Genomic DNA, 20156 nt, shown 5'->3' with positions numbered 1-20156 from the left:
GGGAATCGTTCGTGAAAGTCTCAGTGATCGTGCCGACCTACCATCGCCCAGCCGATCTGGCGCGCTGCCTCGGAGCGCTGCAGCGGCAATCGCGCGCGCCCGACCAGGTGGTCGTAGTGGCGCGCGCCGACGACGCCGCGACGCATGCCTGTCTGCGCGATCCATCGGTCACCGGCAAGCTGCCGCTCACGCTGACGCTAGTCGAGGTGCCGGGCCAGGTCGCCGCGCTCAATCGCGGACTCGATGTCGCCGACGGCGACGTGCTCGCCATCACCGACGACGACGCCGCACCGCACGTCTGCTGGATCGAGCGCATCGCCACCGCGTTCGAGACCGATCCGCTGCTCGGCGGTCTCGGCGGGCGCGACTGGGTGCATGAAAAGGGCCACGTACTGGATGGCGAACGGGAACGCGTCGGCAAGGTCACGGCGGCGGGCAAGATCACCGGCAATCATCATCTGGGCGTCGGTGGCGCGCGCGAAGTGGACATCCTGAAGGGCGCCAACATGAGCTACCGGCGCGCCGCCGTGGGACTGCTGCGTTTCGACGTGCGTCTGCGCGGCATGGGCGCGCAGGTTCACAACGACATGGCGTTCAGCCTCGCGGTGAAAAACGGCGGCTGGAAATTGATGTACGACCCGCGTGTCGCGGTCGATCACTTCCCGGCCGAGCGGTTCGACGACGACCAACGCTTCACGTTTAACGACGCGGCTTTCTATAACGCGTCATTCAATCTCCGACTCATCATGTGCGAATACCTGACGCCGGCCGGCCGATGGGCGTTCGTCGCTTACTCGACGCTGATCGGCGATCGTGCGGACCCGGGGTTCGTGCGCGCATTGTCGTTGGCATTCGAGCGCGGCGGCGTGGCACTTGCGCTTCGCAAATGGCGAGTGGGTTTACGCGCGATGCGCGGGGCATGGCAGGAGGCGGTGCACTGACCGATCAGCGCGCCAGCTTCACGCGAGGGACCAAAAATGACCACCAGAAAAAAAACCGTTAGTCACGGAGTATTGCTATGAGTACGTACGACATGCTGGAACCTGGACCCGCATCCCGTGGCGATGAGGACGCGGTCGTGCGCGACCTGTTGCGCATGATCCTGGATCAGATCTGGTGGGTGATCGGTATCGCCGCCAGCGTCATTCTCGCCTCGGTGATCTATACGGAAATCGCCACGCCGATCTACTCCGCCGACGCTTTGCTGCAGGTCGATACGCAAGGCGGCAATAGCGGCTCGCAGAGTCCGAATGCGCTGTCGCTCGTGCCGGCGGCAGCGCCGACGCATACCGAAGCGGAAGTCGAAATCATCAAGAGCCGCGCGGTGGTCGAACCGGTGGTCGCGCAGTTCAAGCTGAACTTCAGCACCGCCACCAAGACGATGCCGGTGCTCGGCAAGATTTCGGCGTTGTTCGCGCGGCCGGGGCATCCGCTCGGCGCGGCCTTCGGCATGAGTTCCTATGCGTGGGGCGGCGAGCAATTCAGCGTCGAATCGATCAGCGTGCCCAAGCCGCTCGAAGGCGCACGCCTCACGGTGCATGCGCTGGACAACGGCCGCTATGAACTCACCGACTCGTTCGGCCAGTCTCTCCTGAGCGGCGTGGCCGGCCAGGAAGCGAGCGGCAACGGCGTGACCCTGTTCGTCAAGACGCTGGTGGCCCGTCCGGGCACCGAATTCTATGTGACGCGTTCCAATCAGCTCGACGCGGTTTCCGGTCTCGCCAATGGCCTGCAGGTGACCGAAAAAGGCCGCGACACCGGCGTCGTGCAATTGTCGTTCTCCGGCACCGATCCGCACGCGATCACCGCGATCACCAACGCGGTGGCGGCGTCGTATCTGAAGCAACGCACCGAACGCGCCCAGGAAGAAGCCAGCCGCATGCTGACCTTCCTGAACAGCGAACTGCCGCGCGTGCGCGATGAAGTGAAGAAAACCGAAACCGCCTTGTCGGAGTATCAGTCGAAGGTCGGTTCGTTCCAACCGACCCAGGAAGCCGGCGTGTATCTCTCCGGCGGACTCGAGTACGAAAAGCAGATCGCGGCGCTGCGCATCCAGCGCTCGCAACTCCTGCAGCGTTTCACCGAGCGGGCACCGGAAATCGAACAGGTCGACGCGCAACTGGCCGCATTGGCCCGCGAAAAAGCGCGCTTCGAAGATCACTTCGCCACCTTGCCGGGCACGCAGCGTAATGCGCTCGCCTTGCAGCGCGACGCGAAGGTCGCTGAAGAAATTTATGTGGCGTTGTTGAACAAGACCCAGGAGTTGTCGATCTCGCGCGCGGGCACGATCGGCAACGTGCACATCATCGACGAAGCGTTGTTGCCGTCGCAGCCGGTGCGGCCGAAGTCCGCGATGATCATTTCGGCGGGCACGCTGCTCGGCGTGATCGGCGGGATTGCCTTCGCGTTCTGCCGTCGTACGTTCTTTACCGGCGTGGCCGATCCGGAATTCGTCGAACGCCGCTTTCAGTTGCCGATTTTCGGCTCGATCGCCTTCAGCCCCGAACAGGCCCGCAACGACCGGCTGTTGAGCGCCGCACGCGCCGCCGCCTTGCACGCGCCCCGCTCGACACCGACCGAAGTGCGCGCGGTGGAGTCGCAATCCGGCGGCGTGATGCGGCTATTGCGGCCACGCTCGGCAGCAGGCCGTCAGGCTAGCGAGCCGGTCGGCACGCAGACCGTGATCGCGTCGAGCAAGGCACCGATGCGGCCGTTGCTGGTGAAGACGCATCCGTACGACACTACGGTGGAAGGCTTGCGCGGCCTGCGCGCCACGTTGCAGTTCGGCCTGATCGACGCTCCCAATCGCATCGTCGCGATCACGAGCCCGGCGCCGTCCGACGGCAAAAGTTTTCTGTGCGCGAATCTGGCCGCGCTGATCGCCGAATCGGGCAAGCGCGTGCTGCTGATCGATGCCGATCTGCGACGCGGGCGGCTGGCGCAATATCTCGGCCGCTCGCCCAACGGCGGCCTGACCGAATTGCTGACCGGCCAGGTCGATCTGGAAGCTGCCGCGCGCGCCACCGGCGTGGATGGCCTGCACTTCATCGCTGCGGGCGCCTATCCGCCGAACCCGTCGGAGATTCTGACTTCCTCGCGCTTCAGCGAAATTCTGGCGCGCTTCGAGCAGGAGTTCGATCTGGTGATCATCGATACCCCGCCGCTGCTGGCGGTGGCCGACGCCGCCGTGGTCGCCAACATCGCCGGTTCGACCGTGCTGGTGATGCGCGCCGGCGCTCACACCGAAAGCCACGTGGCCGAGGCGCTGAAGAAGCTCAAGCGCGCACGGGCCCGTGTGGTGGGCGGCGTGATGAATGCGGTGCCGCTCAAGAGTCAGCACCGAAACGGCACGTATGACTATGCGTATGCCTACACCTACTCCGCCGGCGATCCGCCCGATGTGCATTCGCCGCACTGACGTGCACTGAAAAGCAGGTGACATGCAAAGGGGCTGTGCCGATCGAGGCACAGCCCCTTGTCTTTTGAACGAGGGTTTTGGGCGACGGTTTTGGGCGAGGTCGAGTGCGCTCGCTGCGGGACGGCCAATGGAATAGGACAGAACTGCCGGGCGGCAAAACTGCCGATGCCGATGCCGATGGCAATGCCGACGCCGCTGCGAGACACACAGCCGTCATGACACAAAGGGGATGAAGCGAAACGAGGAAAGCTTGCTGGCCCGGCGCAAGGCGCGGGCCGAACCGGGCGCCGCTCGCGCTTTTACAGGAAAGCGCTGACGTCGGTATGGAAGCGCACGGCGAGCGCCTTGGCGACCTTCTTGCTGATCGCGCGCCGGCCCGCGAGGATGTCGCTCACCACGGTGGGTGAGGCAATACCCATGAGGTCCTTCTGCTTGAGCCCGTGCGTCTCGAGCAGATGCCGCAGCACCTCGCGCGGCTCCGCTTTCGGGATCGTCACGTGATGCGATTCCCAGTTCTCGACCAGATCGGTCAGGATGGCGAAAAGATCGGCAAGCGGATCTTCTTCGTTGCCGTTCAGATGGTCGGCGAGCTCGTTGGCGAGCCGCACCATCTTCTGATAATCCTCTTCACTGCGAATCGGAGTGATCGGCAACTGGGTGCGCAACGCGACCCAGCTTTGAGCGATGTCGGGATAGGCTCCCGGAAGGCGATCGGCATTCATGAGTTTAAATTCTTCCTCGTCCAAAGGTCGTACTCCGCATGCGTCAGTACATGACGAACGAATAACGACTGCCTGTTGTAGTGAATCGCCGCAACGATCCGGAAGCGGTTGCCGCCTACATCGAAAACGGTGTATTGAGGCGGCACGTAATCCACGGCGGCGAACGTCTGCTTCAGGTCGTTATAGCCATACGCGAGGCAAGCCTGCGCCAGTGAATACCACGTCAATAGCGCACTGCGCGCCCCCGGATGTCGTTGTATGAAGTCCAGCAATGCTTTCTTTGAAATGACCCGCATCGGATTTCCTCGCCTGTACTCGCGCATCGAACATGCGCGTTCTACCTGCAAGGCTAAACGGAGCGGATTGACAGCGATAGCCGGCCGGACGGCATAGTCCGAACGGCTGTTTACAGCTTACTGCGGTACGGCGAAAACCATTTTATTCGCTTGATGCGAAGTTCGCAATAAGCGAATAATGGGACGAACGTTAACGGCCCCAGCTGCTTTCCTGCGCCGTTTCGCCGGGCCAGCGCAAATCCTGCGTGGCCAGATCGTGATCGAGACGCTCGACCGTGCCGACCCGATGACGTACACCCGCTGCGGCGATCGTGCGCGTGACCTCCGCCATGAAGGCGCGGCGGAAAACCGCCGGCGTGAAGCGCTCGGCGTTGGCGCGGCAAGCGCCCGGCGTGATCGGTTCGCGCAAACGCTCGAAGCGGTCGATCGCGTCGAGCACGGAGACCACGGTCTGGCGTGCGAAATAGACGCCGGTCGGATGCGCCTCGCCCACCGGCACCACCGTTTCGAGCGCCCCGCCCTTACCGAATGCGATGACCGGCGTGCCGCACGCCTGAGCCTCGAGCGCGACGATGCCGAAGTCTTCCTCGGCGGCGAACACGAAGGCGCGCGCGCGTTGCAAATGATCCTTGAGCACTTCGAAAGGCTGATAGCCGAGGATCGTCACGTTCGGCCCCGCCATCGCGCGAATCGTCGGCATTTCCGGTCCGTCGCCGATCACGATGAGCCTGCGATGCGGCGTCGCGTTGAAGGACTCGACGATCAGATCCATGCGCTTGTACGGCACCATCCGCGAAGCCGTCAGATAGAAATCCTCTTTCTGCGTGCACAGTTCGAATTCGTGCACGTCGACGGGCGGCGGAATCACGGCGGCGTCGCGGCGATAGGTTTTCATCACGCGCCGCGCGACGAAATGCGAGTTGGCGATCAGCCGATCCACGCCATTCGCCGAATGCGAATCCCAGCCGCGCAGATAGTGCAGCAAGGCGCGCGCGGCCCACGACTTCGGTCCGCGCGTGAGTTTCGCTTCACGCAGATACTGATGTTGCAGATCCCACGCGTAGCGCATCGGCGAATGGACGTAACTCACATGCGTCTGATCGGGGCCGACCAGCACGCCCTTGGCGACCGCGTACGAGCTCGTGATGATGAGATCGTAGCCAGACAAATCGAACTGCTCGACCGCGAGCGGCATCAAGGGGAGATAAGCGCGATAGCGGCTGCGCGCGAACGGCAGGCGCTGGATGAACGAGGTCGTCACCGGCTTGCCGCCGAGCGGTCTGCGATCTTCGAGGAAATCGACAAGACTGAAGAGATCCGCGTCGGGAAAGCACTCGATGATCTGCTCGAGCACCTTCTCGGCCCCGCCGGGTGCGACGAGCCAGTCGTGCACGATCGCCACTTTCATGATCTCCCCACCTATTAGTAGACGCCTCGTTGGGCTTAGCATCGAGTGTAGGTGTCGCTTCGTTTGCCGTGCGTGCGCGTGCCCACATTCGACACGCGACAGCTCGCGAATAATTAAGCCTGACCGTTCGCCAATTGCGAACCCGCGGGTTCAATTACTTCGCCTTCCTATGCGCCCGACGATCGACGTCTCGCCTTTGTCCCATTCTTTGCCGCTGACGCAGCCGGTCTTGCTCGACCCGCACGCGGCGCCCGGCGCGCCACTAGCGACGGCAACGGCTGCGCCCGCGATGCCGCGCGTGCTTTTCGTCGATCAGAGCGGGCAACTCGGCGGCGCCGAATTCGCTCTGCTGGAACTGGCCGCGCATTGCTCGGCACGCAGCGAAGTCGTGCTGCTCGCCGACGGGCCGTTCCGCGCACGGCTCGAAGCGCTCGGTGCGCGTGTGCAGGTGATCGACGAGGTCCGCGTGTCAGGTGTGGTGCGCCAGGCTTCCCTGATGAATTGCCTGCGCGTGGTGCCCGCGATGGTGCGTCAGGTGCGCGCGATCGCGGCGCGTGCGCGCGCCTTCGACGTGCTGTTTCTGAATACGCAGAAAGCGCTCGTGCTGGGCGCGCTCGGCAAACCGCTACATCGCAAACCGGTGATCTGGTATCAGCACGACATTCTCACGCGCGAGCATTTCGGACGCGTGCAACTGAGCGTCGTCAAATGGCTGGTGCGGCTGGCGGTCGATCACGTAGTGGTGAATTCACAGGCCTCGGCGCGCTCGCTTGCCGAACTGACGGGACGCGATGCGAGTGCTGCGCCGGTGATCTACAACGGCATCGATGCGGATGCCTTCAGCCGGGTCGACGACGCCGACCTGGTCGCGTTGCGGCGGCGCCTCTGCTTGCCCGAGCACGCGTGGCTCGCGGGGCTGTTCGGACGGCTGGCGCCCTGGAAAGGTCAGCACGTCGCGCTCGAGGCAATCGCGCGTATACCCGATGTGCACCTGGTGCTGGTGGGCGCGCCGCTGTTCGGCGAGGACGCTTACGCGCAGCGTCTGCGCGAGCAGGCGGCGGCACTCGGCATCGCGGATCGCGTGCACTTCGCGGGCTTCCAGGACGACGTGCCGACGTGGATGAAAGCAATGGACGTGATCGTCCATACGTCGACCGAACCCGAGCCCTTTGGGCGGGTAATCGTCGAAGGAATGGCGGCGGGTCGTCCGGTGATCGCGACGGCGGCGGGCGGCGTGACGGAGATCGTGCGGCATGGACGCAACGGCTGGCTGGTGAAGCCCGCCGACGCCGACGCGCTGGCCGAAGCAATCAAGGCATTGCATGCGGACCCGGAACTGGCGCAGCGGCTCGCGGACCAGGCGTCGAGCGACGCACGATCGGAGTTTTCGGTGGCGCGGTATCTGGAGCGGATGAGTCAGGCGATCAAGCTGGCTGCGCGCTGAATGCTGCGCGGGCGGGACCGATCTCGTGCTGACCGTGAGGCGGTTTGAGTGCCGACATTCGAGGGTGAAGACGGGAGCCGGTTTGCCCGGACTCCCGCGCGATTCCAGCGCGCTTCGATCGCGCGCTGACAGGCTCGTTTAGCCCTTGCTGTATTCGATCGTCTCGACGCCGGTATCCGTGCCGAGCATGCACAGATTCGCGCCGCGGCCCGCGAACAGGCCGACCGTCACCACGCCCGGCCATGCATTCACATGCATCTCCAGCGTGCGCGGATCGCTGATCCGCAGACCCTTGACGTCGATGATCTCGTTGCCGTTGTCGGTCATGAAGGGCACGCCCTCTTTCGTCACGCGCACCACGGGCACGCCGCCGAGCGCCGTGATGCGGCGGCCGATGGCCGTGCGCGCCATCGGCACCACTTCGATCGGCAGCGGGAAGCCGCCGAGCGTCTCGACCCGCTTGCTCGCGTCCGCGATGCAGACGAACACGTCCGACACCGAGGCAACGATTTTCTCGCGCGTCAGCGCGCCGCCGCCGCCCTTGATCATCGCGCCGCTGTGGTCGATCTCATCGGCACCGTCGACATACACTGGCAGCGAATCGATCTCGTTCAGGTCGAGCACCTTGAAGCCGTGCGATTGCAGCCGCGCGGTGGTGGCGAGCGAGCTCGACACCGCGCCGCGATAGCGCGACCTGTCGGCGGCCAGCGCGTCGATGAAGCAGTTCGCGGTGGAGCCGGTGCCCACGCCGATCACGGAGCCTTCGGGTACGTTGGCCTTCACATAGTCGGCGGCGGCCTGGCCGACCAGTTGCTTGAGTTCGTCTTGAGTCATGGGGAAGGCTGGCGAGCAGTAAAAACCACTAGTTTACCGGAGTGCCGTGGGAACGCCGGGTGATTACTTCTTCTTCACCGAACGCTGACGCACCGCTTCGAACAGACACACGCCGGAGGCCACCGAGACGTTCAGGCTTTCCACCGTGCCCGCCATCGGAATCTGCATGACCACATCGCAGGTATCGCGCGTGAGACGACGCATGCCCTCGCCTTCCGCACCCATCACGAGGGCGACCGGACCGTCGAGTTCCGTTTCGTAGAGGCCCTTGGGCGCTCCGTCCGCCGTGCCGACCACCCACACGCCGGCATCCTTCAACTCACGCAGCGCGCGCGCCAGGTTCGTCACCGTGATGTACGGCACCGTATCGGCCGCGCCACTCGCCACCTTCGCCGCCGTCGCGTTCAAGCCGACCGCGCGATCGCGCGGAGCGATCACCGCATGCGCGCCGGCCGCATCGGCCACGCGCAGACAGGCGCCGAGATTGTGCGGATCGGTCACGCCGTCCAGCACGAGGATCAGCGGCGAACCGTTGATCCCGTCGAGCAGTTCCGCGAGATTTTGCGCAAGCGGCATGTCGCCCGCGCGGGCGACCACGCCCTGGTGACGTTCGGTGTGCGAGAGACCCCATAGACGCGTTTCGTCGGCGGCGATGAGGCGCACGCCGGCTTCTTTCGCCGCGTGCAGAAATTCGGTCATGCGACGGTCTTTGCGCGTCGCATCGTAATAGACCTCTTCGACCGTCGACGCATCGTGCCGCATACGTGCGGTCACTGCGTGGAAACCGTATAAAACCTTGAGACGTGACATGACTGATGCAACCTTTGATTGAGCGCGCCGGCAACGCGCGCTGCTGTGATGAATTCGAGCTCGTGGTCTTTGCTCAGGCACGGATGCTTGCGTGCCTTGCTCGAGTACGGGACTACGATGAAACGAAGAACGCGCGCAACCGGTACGTGTGAACGTACCCGATGCGCGCGGTTCATGCGAAAAAGCGGCTTTAACGCTTCTTGCGAGCCTGCGGTTTCGACGCCGATTTGGTCGGCGCGCCGTGCTTCTTAGCTGCGCCACGCGCCTCGCGTGCTTCCTTCACCGCCGCGGTTTGCGCAGGCGCTGCCTTCTTGCGTCGCGCACCCGGCGCGGCCGCGCCACCCGGCCCACCTTCGAGCGGCGGCAACGAGCGCACGCGAGCGTTGCCACTGTTGTCGCTGGAACTCTTGTCGGCGTGCGAGCCACGCGCTGCCGGCGGCTTGATCGGCGTATCGCGCACGAGGCGGAAGTCGATCTTGCGCGCGTCGAGATCGACGCGGCTCACCTGCACACGCACGCGATCCGACAAGCGATAACGAATGCCGGTGCGTTCGCCGCGCAACTCGTTCTTGATCTCGTCGTACTGGAAGTAGTCGGAGCCGAGTTCCGTGACGTGCACGAGGCCTTCGATAAAGAGCGAATCGAGCTGCACGAAAATGCCGAACGACGTCACGCCGCTCACCATGCCGCCATACTCTTCGCCGAGCTTGTCGCGCATGAAGTAGCACTTGAGCCAGGCTTCGACGTCGCGCGAGGCTTCGTCGGCACGGCGCTCGTTGGCCGAGCAATGCAGACCGAGTTCTTCCCAGATAGCCACATTGTTCGCACGGGCGCGGCCGCGCTTTTCTTCATCCGACTGCTGCATGGCGCGCGCGCGCGGCGACAGCGCCGTATTCAGTTCGATGCCTTGCGGCGGCTCCGGCTGATACTTGCGGCCCTGCAGGATCGCGTAGATCGCGCGGTGCGTGAGCAGATCGGGATAACGGCGGATCGGGCTCGTGAAGTGCGCGTACGCCTCGTAGGCGAGACCGAAGTGGCCGATGTTGTCCGGGCTGTAGACGGCCTGTTGCATCGAGCGCAGCAGCATCGTTTGCAGCATCTGCGCATCGGGCCGCTCGCGGATCTGCGCCATCAATGCGGCGTAGTCGCTCGCGTGCGGTTTGTCGCCGCCGGCCAGCGTGAGGCCCATGCCGCGCAGGAACGTACGCAGGTTCTCGAGCTTTTCCGGAGTCGGTCCGGCGTGCACGCGGAACAGACCTGGGTGCTTGTTGCGCTTGAGGAAATCGGCCGCGCAGACGTTCGCGGCCAGCATGCATTCCTCGATCAGCTTGTGCGCGTCGTTGCGGGTGCGCGGAATGATCTGTTCGATCTTGCCCTGCGCATTGCAGACGATGTACGTCTCGGTCGTATCGAAGTCGATCGCGCCGCGTTTCTGGCGCGCGGCGAACAGCGACTTGTACACGCCATACAGATTCTGCAGTTGCGGCAGCAAGGCGGCACGACGCGTGGCTTCAGGACCCTTGGTGTTCTTCAACACCGCGGCGACTTCCGTATAGGTCAGACGCGCGGCGGAATTGATCACGCCAGGATAGAACTGATACGCCTTCACTTCGCCACGCGCGGTGACGATCATGTCGCACACGAGCACGCAACGGTCGACGTGCGGATTCAGCGAGCACAGACCGTTCGAGAGCTTCTCCGGCAGCATCGGAATCACGCGACGCGGAAAATACACCGAGGTGCTGCGTTCGATCGCGTCGGCGTCGAGCCCGCTCTTCGGATGCACGTAGTGCGAGACGTCCGCGATCGCGACGATCAGCCGGAAGCCTTCGCCACGGCCAACTTGTACCGGCTCGCAATACACGGCGTCGTCGAAGTCGCGGGCGTCTTCACCGTCGATCGTGACGAGCGGCACGTCGCGCAGATCGATGCGATGACGCGCGTCGACCGGACGGACTTCGTCGGGGAGTTTGGCGGCTTCGTCGAGCGCGGCCTGGTTGAACTCGTGCGGCACGCCGTACTTGCGCACCGCGATTTCGATTTCCATGCCGGGGTCGTCGATATCGCCGAGCACTTCCACCACGCGGCCGAGCGGCTGCGAATGACGGCTCGGGAAATCGGTCAGCTCGACCACCACCACCTGGCCGACTTTGGCCTTCTTGGTGTTCTGCTGGATCAGAATGTCGTGGCCGATGCGCTTGTCTTCGGGCGCGACGATCAGTGCGCCGTTCTCGTTGAGCAGACGGCCGATCACGCGCTTGTTGGCGCGATCCGTGACCTCGACGATGTGCCCTTCCGGACGGCCGCGCCGGTCATAGCCGACGATGCGCGCAAGCACGCGATCGTTGTGCATGACCTTCTGCATTTCGCCGGTGGGCAGGAACAGATCGTCCTGGCCGTCGTCGCGAATCAGGAAGCCGAAGCCGTCGCGATGACCTTGCACACGGCCCGCGACGAAGTTCGACGGATGGGTGAGCTGATACAGATTGCGCTGATCGAGCCGGATCTGGCCGTCGCGCTCCATGGCGCCTAAGCGCTTGAAAAATCCTTCGCGCTCCTGGCGCTTGATCGACAAAGCTTCGGCGATGTCGTTCGCGGCAAGCGGCGTTTCACTCGTGCGCAGGACGCCCAGAATTTCTTCGCGGCTTGGAATCGGATACGGGAATTTGCTCAAGGGCTTGTCGATGATTTTTTCTCGTTGCATGGACGTCGGTCGCGATGTGGCTCGGCTTTAGAAGCAAGCGTTTGCAGGACGCTTGAGTTGCACTTGCAATTGCACTGAAAAGACTCTCTCGGGTCCGGCTCATTCAAGGCTGAGTCCGACGGGCGTGTGCACCGTGCCAACGAACTACTGCGAGGCATTCTAACACCCGTATTGCGCGCCAAGCGGCCCTCTCAACGCTTGCTGCGTACTCGCTGCGAGCCGCACGCAGCCTGGCTGACGCGCTGTTTAAGCAGTTTTTGAGAAACGCTTGACAGGTCTGAATGTGCCGCTATAATGGCGTTCTTTGCAGTTCATCACCTGCCCAGGTGGCGAAATTGGTAGACGCACTAGGTTCAGGTCCTAGCGGTGGCAACACTGTGGAGGTTCGAGTCCTCTCTTGGGCACCAGATTCAAAAGTAAAGCCGCTTCCGAGCGGCTTTACTTTTTGTGTGAGACCGGTTGTTCCGATCGTCGTTGGTCTGATCGAAATACGCGGTTCAGCAGTGGCGGTTTTGTAGTGGCAGTAAGCCTGATTGAAGCGCTGTGAGGTTTGCATGTGGGGATTGACAGCTTCCTTCATCACGCTAAAATAGCGGTCTAGCTTGAAGACGTGCCCAGGTGGCGGAATTGGTAGACGCACTAGGTTCAGGTCCTAGCGGTGGCAACACCGTGGAGGTTCGAGTCCTCTCCTGGGCACCACCCCTCTTCAAGTGAAACGAAACACCCCGTTAAGCCTTCGTGCTTCGCGGGGTTTTTTGTTTCTGGCGTCCAACTTTTCCTTAGCGCGCTTTGCCTGCCCCGTTCCAGTTCCAACCGAACATGGACTGCGCGGCGGGCGCCCATTTCACGCAAGCCCGAAAAGCCAGCAGCGAACCGCCGACGGCAAACAGAACCGGGATCAGAAAATCCTGGCCCACGCGTGTGAATTCGAAGACCAGCACGACGGCTGTGATCGGCATCTGCATCGACGCAGCCAGAAAAGCGCTTGCGCCGACAACCGCAAATGCCCCGAGCGACGCTCCCGGCCACATCGCGCTCCAGATACCGCCGAGCACGATCGCCAGCAACGCGCCATTCGCCAGCCCCGGCGTCAGCAAACCGCCTTCGGCTCCCGCGCGCAAACTGCCTGCTGTGATCACCACTTTCAGCACCAGCAGCATCGCCGCGAGACCGATGGTGAGTCCGCCATCGAATGCGAGACCGGCGGGACCTTTACCGTTGCCGAGCAACTGCGGGAAGTGCATCGCCAGCACGCCGATCACCGCGAAGTTCAACAACGATAACACCGGCAGTCGCCAGTCCTTCGGCGCTGCTGCGCGCGAGTGCTTCATCAGCTCCGTGAAGCCCCACGCCGCTACACCGAACACCGGCCCGCACACGATCGACCATGCCAGTAGCGAGGCACTCACCGTCATCGATGGAACCAGATATTGATGTTCGTTGCCCAGCCCGAGTTGCGCCACCAACGCCGCCACCGACGACGTCACGATGGCCGGCACGAGCGCGGGCCAACCGAAGGTGCCCAACAACACTTCGAGCACGAACACGGCGCCTCCGAGCGGCACGTTATAAACCGCGGCGAGGCCCGCACCCGCCCCGCACGCCACCATGATCCGGCTCTGCGCAACCGACAACCCCGCGCGCCGCGACAACCACCCTGCCAACGCCGAACCGATCTCGCGCGGTGCGACTTCACGGCCGAGCGGTGAACCGAGCGCGACGGTAACGATCTGCAGCAGCGCATGCACCGCTGTGCTGACCAACGGCATCTGCGGATCGTCGGATTTGACGGCGGCACGAATGCTCACGAGTGGCCGGCCATAGCGATACAGCGTCCACCAACCGAGGCCTGCCACCAGACCGCAACCGGTCAGCACGACAAGACGCCGTTCGGGCGACGCGCCGCTGACGCCTTGCAGAAAACTCTCTGCGCTAATCAGGTGCGTCACGCTGTAGCCGTAGGCGAGATGCTGGATGCCGTGCAGAAGCAGCGCGAGGAGCATGCCGCCAAGACCCGCGCCGACGCCAGTCAGTAGCGCGACTGCGGCGAGCGCCAAGAACGGACTATGTTCACGGCGCACCGACGGGGAAGTGATTGATTTGGCTGACATATCGAGTCGGGCGAGCGGATGGACGGGATAGCCGCCATCCTATTGCGCGATGCAACATGAGTCCAATTGATTTTTCTGCTCGACTGATGCGTCGCACGCATATATCGATTGACGGGCAGGCCGATTCAATGCGCCGACACGAAAAATATCGACACCAGACAAACCAGTCCGACGAACCACACCAGCGAGCGCAACGGAGCCAGATTCGCCACGTAAAACACGCCGTGCAGCACGCGCGTGATCACGAAGGCGATCGCCAGCCAGTTGATCGTGGCGCTCGACCCACCCGCCTGGCCGGCCACGACGATCGCAGCGGTGAACAGGGCCAGCGCCTCCCACGAGTTCTGGTGCGCCGCATGAGCCCGGGCGCGCCAGCCGTCCAGTTTGGCGAGGTACACGCGTGGCGTGCGGTTGTCGTAGCGTTTGCCGAGCTTGGAAAGAACGGTCCACGGAAATGGCAGCATGGCCACGATGAACAGACATACATGCGGAATTGTCATTGCTGGTCTCCCCCAATTGGACGGCGTCCGAGCCGCGAGCCGCTTTTATACCTGCCGCATCGGATCACCGCCAACTTCAATTGCGCGAGAATCTCCTCTACCGGCGACCGAAAAAGGCCAGGTCAGAGTGACCGGATTTCGCTTAAAGCCCCGCAAAAATAACATTACAAAATACCAACATTAAAGCAAACGCCATTACTACAATAATTACATTAAGCCGACATTGGACACATAAGCGTATTCCGTCCGACATGCGCGTTAGGTATTAATACCGAGAAAACGACGTTCAACCATGCAAGCGTTTAATCGTCGGCGTACACTCGCCGGAAGCCCATGCTACGGGGCGTACGGGGCAATCGAGCCGCTCGCCGTAAAAGGCGGGTTATTGGAGACTCAGGAGAACAATCAATGAGCTGGACACGGGAACAGAGAAACGTAACGATCGCTGCCTATCTGGGCTGGACGCTGGACGCATTCGATTTCTTTCTAATGGTGTTCGTATTGAAAGATATCGCGGCCGAATTCAATACAAAAATACCGGCAGTAGCCTTCGGCATTATGCTGACCCTCATGATGCGGCCGGTCGGCGCTCTGATTTTCGGCTGGCTGGCCGACAAATACGGCCGCCGTCCCACGCTGATGGTCAATATCGCGTGCTTCTCGCTGCTGGAATTGCTGTCGGGCTTCTCGCCGAACCTGATCACCCTGCTCGTGCTGCGCGCGCTGTTCGGCATCGCGATGGGCGGCGAATGGGGCGTCGGCGGCGCATTGACCATGGAAACCGTGCCGCCCAAGTCGCGCGGCTTCGTCTCCGGTCTGCTGCAAGCCGGCTATCCGAGCGGCTACCTGCTCGCCTCGGTCGTGTTCGGCCTGTTCTATCAGTACATCGGCTGGCGCGGCATGTTCTTCGTCGGCGTGCTGCCCGCGTTGCTCGTGCTGTACGTGCGTGCCCATGTGCCGGAGTCGCCCGCCTTCCAGACGCTCGAAAAGAAAGCCCGTCCGGGCCTGGTCGCCACGCTCAAGCAGAATGTCGGCCTGTCGATCTACGCGATCATTCTGATGACCGCGTTCAACTTCTTCTCGCACGGCTCGCAGGATCTGTATCCGACCTTCCTGCGCGTGCAGCATCAGTTCGATGCGCACACGGTGTCGTGGATCACGATCACGCTGAACGTCGGCGCGATTTGCGGCGGCCTGTTCTTCGGTGCGATGTCGGAGAAGATCGGCCGCAAGCGCGCCATCTTCATCGCTGCGTTGATCGCACTGCCGGTGCTGCCGCTGTGGGCTTTCTCGAGCACGCCCGCGTTGCTCGCGCTCGGCGCGTTCCTGATGCAGATCTCGGTGCAAGGCGCATGGGGTGTGATTCCGGTGCACCTCAACGAAATCTCGCCCGACGCGATTCGCGCGACCTTCCCAGGTCTCGTGTATCAGCTCGGCAATCTGATCGCGTCGGTCAACGGTCCGCTGCAAGCGAGCGCGGCTGAAGCGCACGGCAACAACTACGCGCTCATCATGGCGATCGTGATCGGCGTCGTGGCGGTAGTGATCGCCGCGCTGATTCCGTTCAGTCGCGAGCGTCGCGGCATCGACATGACGCAGTCGGCCAAAGAGGTGGCGGCACAGCTTTAAGCGTTCGAACTAAACAGCTATTTCGCCGCAACTTTCTCAGGCACAATAGCGACAAAGGCGGCTCGAACCGCCGCGGCGTCCAAGAGGCGTCAGCAAGACAAGCAAGGCCAAACTGAAGGTAGCAAGCAATACGAGGCCGTTCCGATTTCCATCGGAACGGCCTTTTTTATTTCCGCGCGAAATGACGCGTCGCGCGCCGTGGAAAGACGGGCCCTCGTCAGGTCTTCTAGAGGAGTTAGTCGACACCGACCCCTTGATCGCACGCAGCATCCTTCTTATCCTGAAAAAAACGGCTGTTTCAAATATCTATTTGAATCACTTGTTTGCGGGCCGGACGCCCGGCAACTGGGAGACGCAACATGGCAGTTCGCACAACAGGCCGGCATGCCGGCGATACGAAGTCCCGCATCCTCGACGCCGCCGAAACCCTCTTCATCGAATGCGGCTACGAGGCCATGTCGTTGCGCCAGATTACTTCGCGTGCCGAAGTGAATCTCGCCGCGGTCAACTACCACTTCGGCAGCAAGGAATCGCTGATTCACTCGATGCTGTCGCGCCGCCTCGATCAGCTCAACGAAGAACGTCTCAAGCTGCTCGACCGCTTCGACACCATGCTCGGTGCGCGCCTGACCTGCGAGCACGTGCTCGGCGCGATGTTCATTCCGGCGCTGCGTCTGTCGCGCGATCAACGTGTGGGCGGCAAGGCGTTTCTGCGTTTGTTGGGCCGCGCTTATACGGACCCGTCGGCGTTCATTCGCGACTTTCTGAATGGGCACTACGCGTCGGTGGCCGTGCGCTTTTTCGACGCCTTCCAGCGTGCGTTGCCGCATCTGCCGCGCGAGGAACTCGGCTGGCGTCTGCACTTCGCGATCGGCGCGCTCTCGGGCGTGCTGGCGGGCACCGATACCGACAGCCTGATCTCCGAGTTCTCGCAAGGCAAGTCGATGAACGATCTGCAACTGATCGCGCGTCTTGCTTCGCTGATGGTGGCCGCGCTCAAAGCGCCCTTGCCCGACGGCACGCAGTTGGCCGCGTTCGCGGCGGTGTTGGGCGATGCGAGCGACGGCGGCACGGAGTGTGCTGCAGCTCAGGAGACGCAAGCGGCGAGTGCTGCGCAGACTCAGCAACCTCAGCCACAGAGCGTCGCACAGGGATCGACGGGTCAGGCGGTGGACAGCGAGCGCCGCGGCGGCAACGTCGAAGCGGGTGCGTTTCATCACGCGTTGCATGGGGCGGACTAGCCGCGCAGCACGTTCAGCGCGAAGTGGACGACGATGCGGACGACAATTCGTCCGACGACGCGGACGGCGCCAGGAAGCGTCGTCCGCGCCAAGCGGCGCGACAGGACGCAGGACGCAAGCGCACCGCAATCCCACCGCAACCGGCCATTCAGACGCATCACGAATCACCGCCCACGTCGCGATTACGCGGGCGAACTGCACACCAGGAACATGAAAGCCGTACATCCGGGCAAACGGTCTAAGTCCCGCACCTAAGCGCCGTCACGTTGTCGAACCTCTAACGCGACAGGCAACACGGAGCGGCACGTGGCGAGGCAGTTCGACGCCGACAAGCAGAACGAAGATCAATAGAACGCGAGCCGTCCGCGCCCTGCGGATGCGTTCGCACGCACCATCGAAACAGGAGGAAACGTCATGCCGTGGTTCATCCTAGTGCTCGTCATCGCCGCTTTCGCGCTGGTCTATGTGCAGGCCCCTGCCGCAGGGTGGCTCGCCTTCATGATCGTCTGGGTGGCGGCCGCGCATGTCAGCGGTGCGGCGGGTCCGCTTGTGACCACGCTCCTCGCCGTCGTGCTGGTCCTTCCTGCCCTCGTGCTTGCGCTCAAGCCGCTGCGGCGCGCCTGGCTCGCCAGACCGGTGCTCGACATTTTCCGCAAGATCCTGCCGGAGATGTCGCCGACCGAGCGCGACGCGATCGAAGCCGGCACGGTCTGGTGGGACGCCGAACTGTTCTCGGGACGCCCGCACTGGGACAAGCTGCTCGGCTATGGCCCGGCCACGCTGACCGCCGAAGAGCAATCTTTCCTCGACGTCGAATGCGAGCAGTTGTGCGATCTCGCCAACGACTGGGAAACCACCATGGTCTGGCAAGACCTCTCGCCGAAGACCTGGCAGTACATCAAGGAACGCGGCTTTCTCGGCATGATCATTCCGAAGCAGTACGGCGGCAAACAGTTCTCCGCCTACGCGCATTCGCAGGTCATCATGAAGCTCGCCACCCGCTGCTCGGCGGCCGCCGTCTCGGTGATGGTGCCCAACTCGCTCGGCCCGGCCGAATTGCTGATGCACTACGGCACCGAAGAACAAAAGAACCACTATCTGCCGCGCCTCGCACGCGGCGACGAAATCCCCTGCTTTGCGCTTACTAGCCCGTATGCCGGTTCCGACGCCGCCGCGATTCCCGACGTCGGCATTGTCTGCAAAGGCAGCTTCGAAGGCCGCGAAACGCTGGGTTTTCGCGTCACGTGGGATAAGCGCTACATCACGCTCGGGCCGATCGCGACCGTGCTCGGCCTCGCCTTCCGCGCACTCGACCCCGACCGTCTGCTGGGTGCCGGCGACGAACCCGGCATCACCTGCGCGCTGATTCCGACCGACCATCCGGGTGTGAATATCGGCCGGCGTCACTGGCCGTTGAACGCGGTGTTCCAGAACGGCCCGAACTCAGGCAAGGACGTATTCATCCCGCTCGACTGGGTGATCGGCGGACGCTCGCAAGTCGGCAACGGCTGGCGCATGCTGATGGAATGTCTCGCGGCGGGGCGGGCGATTTCGCTGCCGTCGTCGAACGTGGGCATGGCGAAAATCGCCGTGCGCGGCACCGGCGCGTATGCCGCGATTCGCCGCCAGTTCCGCACCGCTGTCGGCAAGTTCGAGGGCGTGCAGGAAGCGCTCGGCCGCATGGGCGGCAACCTCTACGTGATGGACGCCGCGCGGCGCCTGTCCGCGCATGCGGTCGATCTCGGCGAAAAACCTTCGGTGATTTCGGCGATCGCGAAGTATCACATCACCGAGCGCGCCCGCATGGTCATTAACGACGGCATGGATATCGCCGCGGGCAAGGGCATCTGCATGGGTCCGTCGAATTTCCTCGCGCGTGCCTACCAGCAGGTGCCGATCGCGATTACCGTGGAGGGCGCGAATATTCTCACGCGCTGCCTGATCATCTTCGGGCAAGGCGCGATCCGTTGCCATCCGTATGTGTTGAAGGAAATGGCTGCGACGCGCGAAACCGACCACGCGAAAGCCTTGCGCGATTTCGACGAAGCCTTCTTCGGTCACGTCAGCTTCACGCTGTCCAACGTGGTGCGCAGCTTCGTCTACGGGGTGACGGGCGGTGCGTTTATCGGCAAACCACGCACGGCGCACGCGCCGCTGCATGCGTACTACCGCGCGGCGACTCGCCTCTCCACGGCTTTCGCGCTACTCGCGGACGTCTCCATGTTCGTGCTCGGCGGCGACCTGAAACGCCGCGAGCGCATCTCCGGACGCCTGGGCGACGTGCTGTCGCAGCTCTACCTGATCTCCGCCACGCTCAAGCGTTTCGAAGACGAAGGCCGTCAGGAGGAAGATCTTCCGCTGGTGCGCTGGGGCGTCGAAGATTCGCTCTACAAGGCGCAGCATGCGCTCGACGGTGTGCTCGCCAACTATCCGAACCGCTTGGCGGCCGGCCTCGTGCGCGTGCTGGCTTTCCCGTTCGGCCTGCCGTATCGCGAGCCGTCCGACAGCCTCGGCACCGCGATCGCCGAATTGATGCAGACGCCGGGCGCGGCGCGCGAACGTCTGGTGTCCGATTCGTACGTGCCGCATCCCGATGTCGACGCGCTCGGCTATGGCGAAGTCGCGTTCGAACTGAACCCGCGCTTTACGGAGATCGACCAGAAGCTGCGCGATGCGGTCAAACAAGGTCTGCTCGAGCCGATGCCACAGAGCCTGCCGCAACTGGGCGCGTGGACCGACGCGGCGCTGAAGAAAGGCCTGATCGATGCCGACGACCGCCGCGTGCTGGAGGACTATGCGAAGTACGGCGCGCTGGTGGTGAAGGTCGACGATTTCCCGGCCGACTTCGACATGCTCACGCACCTGCAACGACGCAAGGAAACGCTCGACAAGGCGCTTGAACTGGCGGCTTGAGCACGCCCGGCGTGCACGAAAAAAACTTACCCGGCAGGCGCGCCATGCGCGCCGAACCCGGTGCACACTGACACACGTCCGACGCCCTACGGGGCTTCCTTCGGCCGTGGCCAGCGGAGCAACAAT

The 20156-nt window shown here is 63.2% G+C and carries 14 protein-coding genes and 2 tRNA genes; 8 read left to right on the top strand and 8 right to left on the bottom strand.

Annotated elements, in window-relative coordinates; translation table 11 throughout:
* Positions 1-11 precede the first annotated feature (11 nt).
* Together FQ705_RS17220 and FQ705_RS17215 are read left to right on the top strand one after the other, a co-directional pair.
* Positions 12-941, top strand: coding sequence for a glycosyltransferase family 2 protein (locus FQ705_RS17220; RefSeq protein WP_144143159.1), 930 nt, complete (start codon positions 12-14; stop codon positions 939-941).
* A 77-nt stretch (positions 942-1018) separates the two neighbouring features.
* Positions 1019-3418 carry a polysaccharide biosynthesis tyrosine autokinase gene (locus FQ705_RS17215; protein WP_144143157.1) on the top strand — a complete coding sequence of 800 codons (2400 nt, stop codon included), beginning with the start codon at positions 1019-1021 and terminating at the stop codon, positions 3416-3418.
* A gap of 299 nt (positions 3419-3717) precedes the next feature.
* On the opposite strand, the gene FQ705_RS17210 is transcribed toward FQ705_RS17215, so the two are convergent.
* The 3 genes from FQ705_RS17210 to FQ705_RS17200 all read right to left on the bottom strand — a co-directional run bounded on the left by FQ705_RS17210 (position 3718) and on the right by FQ705_RS17200 (position 5844).
* Positions 3718-4140, bottom strand: coding sequence for a type II toxin-antitoxin system HigA family antitoxin (locus tag FQ705_RS17210; RefSeq protein WP_144143155.1), 423 nt, complete (start codon positions 4138-4140; stop codon positions 3718-3720).
* On the bottom strand, positions 4137-4436 hold the full coding sequence (locus FQ705_RS17205) for a type II toxin-antitoxin system HigB family toxin (RefSeq protein ID WP_144143153.1): 300 nt from the start codon (positions 4434-4436) through the stop codon (positions 4137-4139). The genes FQ705_RS17210 and FQ705_RS17205 overlap by 4 nt, the downstream gene beginning before the upstream one ends.
* A gap of 190 nt (positions 4437-4626) precedes the next feature.
* Complete coding sequence (locus FQ705_RS17200; RefSeq protein WP_144143151.1) at positions 4627-5844, bottom strand: glycosyltransferase family 4 protein; 1218 nt, start codon at positions 5842-5844, stop codon at positions 4627-4629.
* A 169-nt stretch (positions 5845-6013) separates the two neighbouring features.
* Between FQ705_RS17200 and FQ705_RS17195 the strand changes: the two genes are divergently transcribed.
* Positions 6014-7288 carry a glycosyltransferase family 4 protein gene (locus FQ705_RS17195; RefSeq protein WP_144143149.1) on the top strand — a complete coding sequence of 425 codons (1275 nt, stop codon included), beginning with the start codon at positions 6014-6016 and terminating at the stop codon, positions 7286-7288.
* Positions 7289-7426: 138 nt separating this feature from the next.
* Here FQ705_RS17195 and rpiA read toward each other — a convergent pair whose 3' ends face one another.
* From rpiA to rnr, 3 genes are all read right to left on the bottom strand, one after another.
* On the bottom strand, positions 7427-8122 hold the full coding sequence (rpiA, locus tag FQ705_RS17190) for a ribose-5-phosphate isomerase RpiA (RefSeq protein WP_144143147.1): 696 nt from the start codon (positions 8120-8122) through the stop codon (positions 7427-7429).
* A gap of 63 nt (positions 8123-8185) precedes the next feature.
* Positions 8186-8932, bottom strand: a complete 747-nt coding sequence (gene rlmB, locus FQ705_RS17185) for a 23S rRNA (guanosine(2251)-2'-O)-methyltransferase RlmB (RefSeq protein WP_144143145.1) — start codon at positions 8930-8932, stop codon at positions 8186-8188.
* Positions 8933-9122: 190 nt separating this feature from the next.
* On the bottom strand, positions 9123-11636 hold the full coding sequence (gene rnr, locus FQ705_RS17180; protein ID WP_144143143.1) for a ribonuclease R: 2514 nt from the start codon (positions 11634-11636) through the stop codon (positions 9123-9125).
* A 320-nt stretch (positions 11637-11956) separates the two neighbouring features.
* On the opposite strand from rnr, the gene FQ705_RS17175 reads away from it, so the two are divergent.
* Both FQ705_RS17175 and FQ705_RS17170 read left to right on the top strand, forming a co-directional pair.
* A tRNA-Leu gene (locus tag FQ705_RS17175) sits at positions 11957-12043 on the top strand.
* 205 nt (positions 12044-12248) lie between these two features.
* A tRNA-Leu gene (locus FQ705_RS17170) sits at positions 12249-12335 on the top strand.
* An 80-nt stretch (positions 12336-12415) separates the two neighbouring features.
* Here FQ705_RS17170 and FQ705_RS17165 read toward each other — a convergent pair.
* On the bottom strand, positions 12416-13747 hold the full coding sequence (locus tag FQ705_RS17165; RefSeq protein WP_144143141.1) for a chloride channel protein: 1332 nt from the start codon (positions 13745-13747) through the stop codon (positions 12416-12418).
* A 125-nt stretch (positions 13748-13872) separates the two neighbouring features.
* Positions 13873-14247, bottom strand: coding sequence for an MAPEG family protein (locus FQ705_RS17160; RefSeq protein WP_144143139.1), 375 nt, complete (start codon positions 14245-14247; stop codon positions 13873-13875).
* 408 nt (positions 14248-14655) lie between these two features.
* Here FQ705_RS17160 and FQ705_RS17155 point away from each other — a divergent pair, with 408 nt between their 5' ends.
* The 3 genes from FQ705_RS17155 (at position 14656) to FQ705_RS17145 (ending at position 20030) form a co-directional block, all read left to right on the top strand.
* Positions 14656-15876, top strand: a complete 1221-nt coding sequence (locus FQ705_RS17155; protein WP_144143137.1) for an MFS transporter — start codon at positions 14656-14658, stop codon at positions 15874-15876.
* A 359-nt stretch (positions 15877-16235) separates the two neighbouring features.
* Entirely contained in the window at positions 16236-17117 is an 882-nt protein-coding gene (locus FQ705_RS17150) for a TetR/AcrR family transcriptional regulator (protein WP_144143135.1), read from the top strand.
* A 414-nt stretch (positions 17118-17531) separates the two neighbouring features.
* On the top strand, positions 17532-20030 hold the full coding sequence (locus FQ705_RS17145) for an acyl-CoA dehydrogenase (protein ID WP_144143133.1): 2499 nt from the start codon (positions 17532-17534) through the stop codon (positions 20028-20030).
* The last annotated feature ends 126 nt before the right edge of the window (positions 20031-20156 follow it).

The sequence above is a fragment of the Paraburkholderia sp. BCC1884 genome (assembly GCF_900996225.1).
Lineage (GTDB): Bacteria > Pseudomonadota > Gammaproteobacteria > Burkholderiales > Burkholderiaceae > Paraburkholderia.
This window is presented reverse-complemented; position numbering and strand designations above follow the sequence as displayed.

Bases quoted from the DNA above. Each gene is read 5' to 3' on its own strand.
- FQ705_RS17165 (WP_144143141.1), bottom strand. From the start codon at position 13,747: ATGTCAGCCAAATCAATCACTTCCCCGTCGGTGCGCCGTGAACATAGT.
- rlmB (WP_144143145.1), bottom strand. From the start codon at position 8,932: ATGTCACGTCTCAAGGTTTTATACGGTTTCCACGCAGTGACCGCACGT.
- FQ705_RS17215 (WP_144143157.1), top strand. From the start codon at position 1,019: ATGAGTACGTACGACATGCTGGAACCTGGACCCGCATCCCGTGGCGAT.
- FQ705_RS17155 (WP_144143137.1), top strand. From the start codon at position 14,656: ATGAGCTGGACACGGGAACAGAGAAACGTAACGATCGCTGCCTATCTG.
- FQ705_RS17150 (WP_144143135.1), top strand. From the start codon at position 16,236: ATGGCAGTTCGCACAACAGGCCGGCATGCCGGCGATACGAAGTCCCGC.
- FQ705_RS17205 (WP_144143153.1), bottom strand. From the start codon at position 4,436: ATGCGGGTCATTTCAAAGAAAGCATTGCTGGACTTCATACAACGACAT.
- rpiA (WP_144143147.1), bottom strand. From the start codon at position 8,122: ATGACTCAAGACGAACTCAAGCAACTGGTCGGCCAGGCCGCCGCCGAC.
- FQ705_RS17195 (WP_144143149.1), top strand. From the start codon at position 6,014: ATGCGCCCGACGATCGACGTCTCGCCTTTGTCCCATTCTTTGCCGCTG.
- FQ705_RS17160 (WP_144143139.1), bottom strand. From the start codon at position 14,247: ATGACAATTCCGCATGTATGTCTGTTCATCGTGGCCATGCTGCCATTT.
- FQ705_RS17200 (WP_144143151.1), bottom strand. From the start codon at position 5,844: ATGAAAGTGGCGATCGTGCACGACTGGCTCGTCGCACCCGGCGGGGCC.
- FQ705_RS17145 (WP_144143133.1), top strand. From the start codon at position 17,532: ATGCCGTGGTTCATCCTAGTGCTCGTCATCGCCGCTTTCGCGCTGGTC.
- rnr (WP_144143143.1), bottom strand. From the start codon at position 11,636: ATGCAACGAGAAAAAATCATCGACAAGCCCTTGAGCAAATTCCCGTAT.
- FQ705_RS17210 (WP_144143155.1), bottom strand. From the start codon at position 4,140: ATGAATGCCGATCGCCTTCCGGGAGCCTATCCCGACATCGCTCAAAGC.